5 protein-coding genes are annotated in these 2,582 nt (G+C 66.8%); 3 read left to right on the top strand and 2 right to left on the bottom strand.

The window, feature by feature from the left end:
• Positions 1-127 precede the first annotated feature (127 nt).
• Both ABZD10_RS15165 and ABZD10_RS15160 read right to left on the bottom strand, forming a co-directional pair.
• Complete coding sequence (locus tag ABZD10_RS15165; protein WP_372887797.1) at positions 128-679, bottom strand: peptidoglycan-binding protein; 552 nt, start codon at positions 677-679, stop codon at positions 128-130.
• An 84-nt stretch (positions 680-763) separates the two neighbouring features.
• Positions 764-1,123 carry an OB-fold nucleic acid binding domain-containing protein gene (locus ABZD10_RS15160; RefSeq protein ID WP_372887795.1) on the bottom strand — a complete coding sequence of 120 codons (360 nt, stop codon included), beginning with the start codon at positions 1,121-1,123 and terminating at the stop codon, positions 764-766.
• A gap of 124 nt (positions 1,124-1,247) precedes the next feature.
• On the opposite strand from ABZD10_RS15160, the gene ABZD10_RS15155 reads away from it, so the two are divergent.
• From ABZD10_RS15155 to ABZD10_RS15145, 3 genes are all read left to right on the top strand, one after another.
• A complete protein-coding gene (locus ABZD10_RS15155) occupies positions 1,248-1,571 on the top strand; it encodes a 2Fe-2S iron-sulfur cluster-binding protein (protein WP_372887793.1) in 324 nt (107 codons plus the stop codon).
• Positions 1,571-2,341, top strand: a complete 771-nt coding sequence (locus tag ABZD10_RS15150) for an FG-GAP repeat domain-containing protein (protein WP_372887791.1) — start codon at positions 1,571-1,573, stop codon at positions 2,339-2,341. The genes ABZD10_RS15155 and ABZD10_RS15150 overlap by 1 nt, the downstream gene beginning before the upstream one ends.
• 57 nt (positions 2,342-2,398) lie before the next feature.
• Positions 2,399-2,582 (top strand): putative quinol monooxygenase (locus ABZD10_RS15145; RefSeq protein ID WP_372887789.1); only part of this gene is annotated, 184 nt, incomplete at its 3' end.

Below are 2,582 nucleotides of genomic sequence, written 5' to 3'. Positions count from 1 at the left end.
GCTGCTGGTGCGCCGGGGCGGCGAGCCGCGTTTCGTGGCGCTGAACATCGAAGAATAACCCCGTTCTTTCGGGGGGAAGGGGGCGCGTTCCGGAGGGGCGCGCCCCTTTTTCGTGCCGGCGCGCTGGCTAGTCCTGGCGCGCCACCGCCACCAGACCCAGCTGCCGTGCCGCCTCGAGTGACAGGATCGAGGAATCCAGCCCCTGCGGCGCCTGATAGCGCCGGATGGCGGCGCGGGTGCGCTTGTCGAGCAGGCCGGTGATCTTGCCGCCATAGTGGCCCCGCGCCTGGAGCGCGCGTTGCAGCGAGGCGGTGAACTCCTCGGTCCAGACCGCGTCGCAGGGGGTCTCGAACCAGGTTTCGCGGCGTTCGGTGACAATGCGTTGCAGGGTTTCGCTGCGATAGATGGCGGGGCTGATGACGGTGCCGTCGGCCAGCACTTCGGCCGGCTGGACAAGGACCTGTTCGGTCACCGTTTCGATCACCGCCGGGTTGACCTGGCGGCCCCAGCAGGTGCCGGGGGCGGCGCCGGGCGGGGCCTTGGCGGCGCTGCGCACCACATCCGGTTCGCGCAATGCGCCGAGATCCGGGGCCTGCAGATCGACGGGGTCACAGGCGGCCAGCGCCGCCAGCACCATCGCGAGGCCGGAGATGCGACAGCTGTGGAACCGGAACTTCATGCGCGTGCCTCTGGCAGGACCGCCGGCGGCGCGGTCTTTGGGGTTTTGCCCAGTTGTAGCCGGTTTCGCCGCTTTCCAAAAGCGCTATGGCGCGGCCGGCTCAAGCAGCCTGTCGAGCATCGGCGAAATATCCTCGACATGGTCGGCGATCACATGGGTGACGTTGTTTTCGCGCTGGACGCGCCCGGTCACCCGCAGCAGCCGCCCGGCAATCACCGCGCGGCGGAAATGCTCGTAGAGCTTGCGCCACACGATCACGTTCACCACCCCGGTCTCGTCCTCGAGGGTGACAAAGATCACCCCCTTGGCGGTGCCCGGCCGCTGGCGCAGAATCACCAGCCCCGCCACGGTGACGCGGGCGCCGTTCGGCGGCTCTTTCAGCCGCGCGGCCGTCAGCGCCGAGGGCGGGCGCGGCCAGAAGGAATCGGGGCTGGATGCAGGCATGGGAACAAATATAGAACATTCTGATTTTCCCGCAAGGTTTTGCCCATCATGCGCCAGATTGGGCTGGCAGGATGGGGGCGTCGCAATTACCTAAAGGCAAAGTTCAAAAGGAAAGTGCGAAGAGATGGCAAAGATCACCTACGTCGAACATGGCGGCACCGAACATGTGGTGGAAGTGGCCAACGGGCTGACCGTCATGGAAGGCGCGCGTGACAACAACATTCCCGGCATCGAGGCCGATTGCGGCGGCGCCTGCGCCTGTTCGACCTGTCACGTCTACGTGCATCCCGACTGGGTCGAGAAGATCCCGGCCAAGGATGCCATGGAAGAAGACATGCTGGATTTCGCCTTCGAGCCGGACACGCTGCGCTCGCGTCTGACCTGCCAGCTCAAGGTAACAGATGCGCTGGACGGGCTGATCGTGCAGATGCCGGAAAAACAGATCTGATGATCCGGGCGGCGCGACGTCCGGCGTTGCGCGCTTTGTGGCGGTCCGCGCGCCGTGCGGCCCTTGCCGGGCTGGTGGCGCTGCCTCTTGCGGCCACGGCGCAGGCCGAGATCGTCTCGGCCCGTTACGTTCTGCCCACCACCCGCTATGCCCATGGCGTTCTGGGCGATGCCATCGAATACGGCGGGCTCGAGATGCGCCTGCGCGACGGGCGGCGCCTGCGCCTGACCCTGCCCGAGACCAGCGTCTTCGAAGATCTCGCCCCGCGTCTTGCCGATCTCGACGGCGACGGCGCGCCGGAACTGGTCACGGTCGAAAGCAGCGCAACACTCGGGGCTCGCCTGGCGATCTACGACGAGACCGGGCTGGTCGCCGCCACCCCCCATATCGGCCGCCGCAATCGCTGGCTGGCCCCCTTGGGCGCCGCCGACCTTGACGGCGACGGGCGCATCGAGCTGGCCTATATCGACCGCCCCCATCTGGCCAAGACCCTGCGCATCTGGCGCTATGAAAAAGCCGGCAAGCAGGTTCGGGTCACCGAGATCGCCGTGCAACCCGGCCTGACCAACCACCGCATCGGCGAGGATTTCATCTCGGGCGGGATCCGCGACTGCGGGCAGGGCCCGGAAATCGTCACCGCCAATGGCGACTGGTCGCGGGTGGTGATCTCGCGCCTTGCGGACGGGCGCATCACCAGCCGGGATGCCGGACGCTATGAGAACAAGGCCAGCCTGGATGCGGCGCTGGGCTGTCGCGCCGCGCCGGAATAGCCGGGGTCGAAAAGGCCGCGCCGGGGGCAAAATGAAAACGGGTAAGGCGCTGAGGACATGAGCGAAAAAAACCAGCCTGTGTCCCTGAGCGGCCATATCGAGGTGCCGCAGGACAGGCTCGACGCAGTTCGCGCGGCGCTGAGCGAACATATCGCCCTGACCCGCGCCGAGCCGGGGTGCATCGCCTTCCAAGTCACCGAAGATCACCGCCATCCGGGGCGTTTTGTGGTCTTTGAACTGT

The sequence above is a fragment of the Shimia sp. genome (assembly GCF_041624275.1).
Lineage (GTDB): Bacteria > Pseudomonadota > Alphaproteobacteria > Rhodobacterales > Rhodobacteraceae > Shimia.
This window is presented reverse-complemented; position numbering and strand designations above follow the sequence as displayed.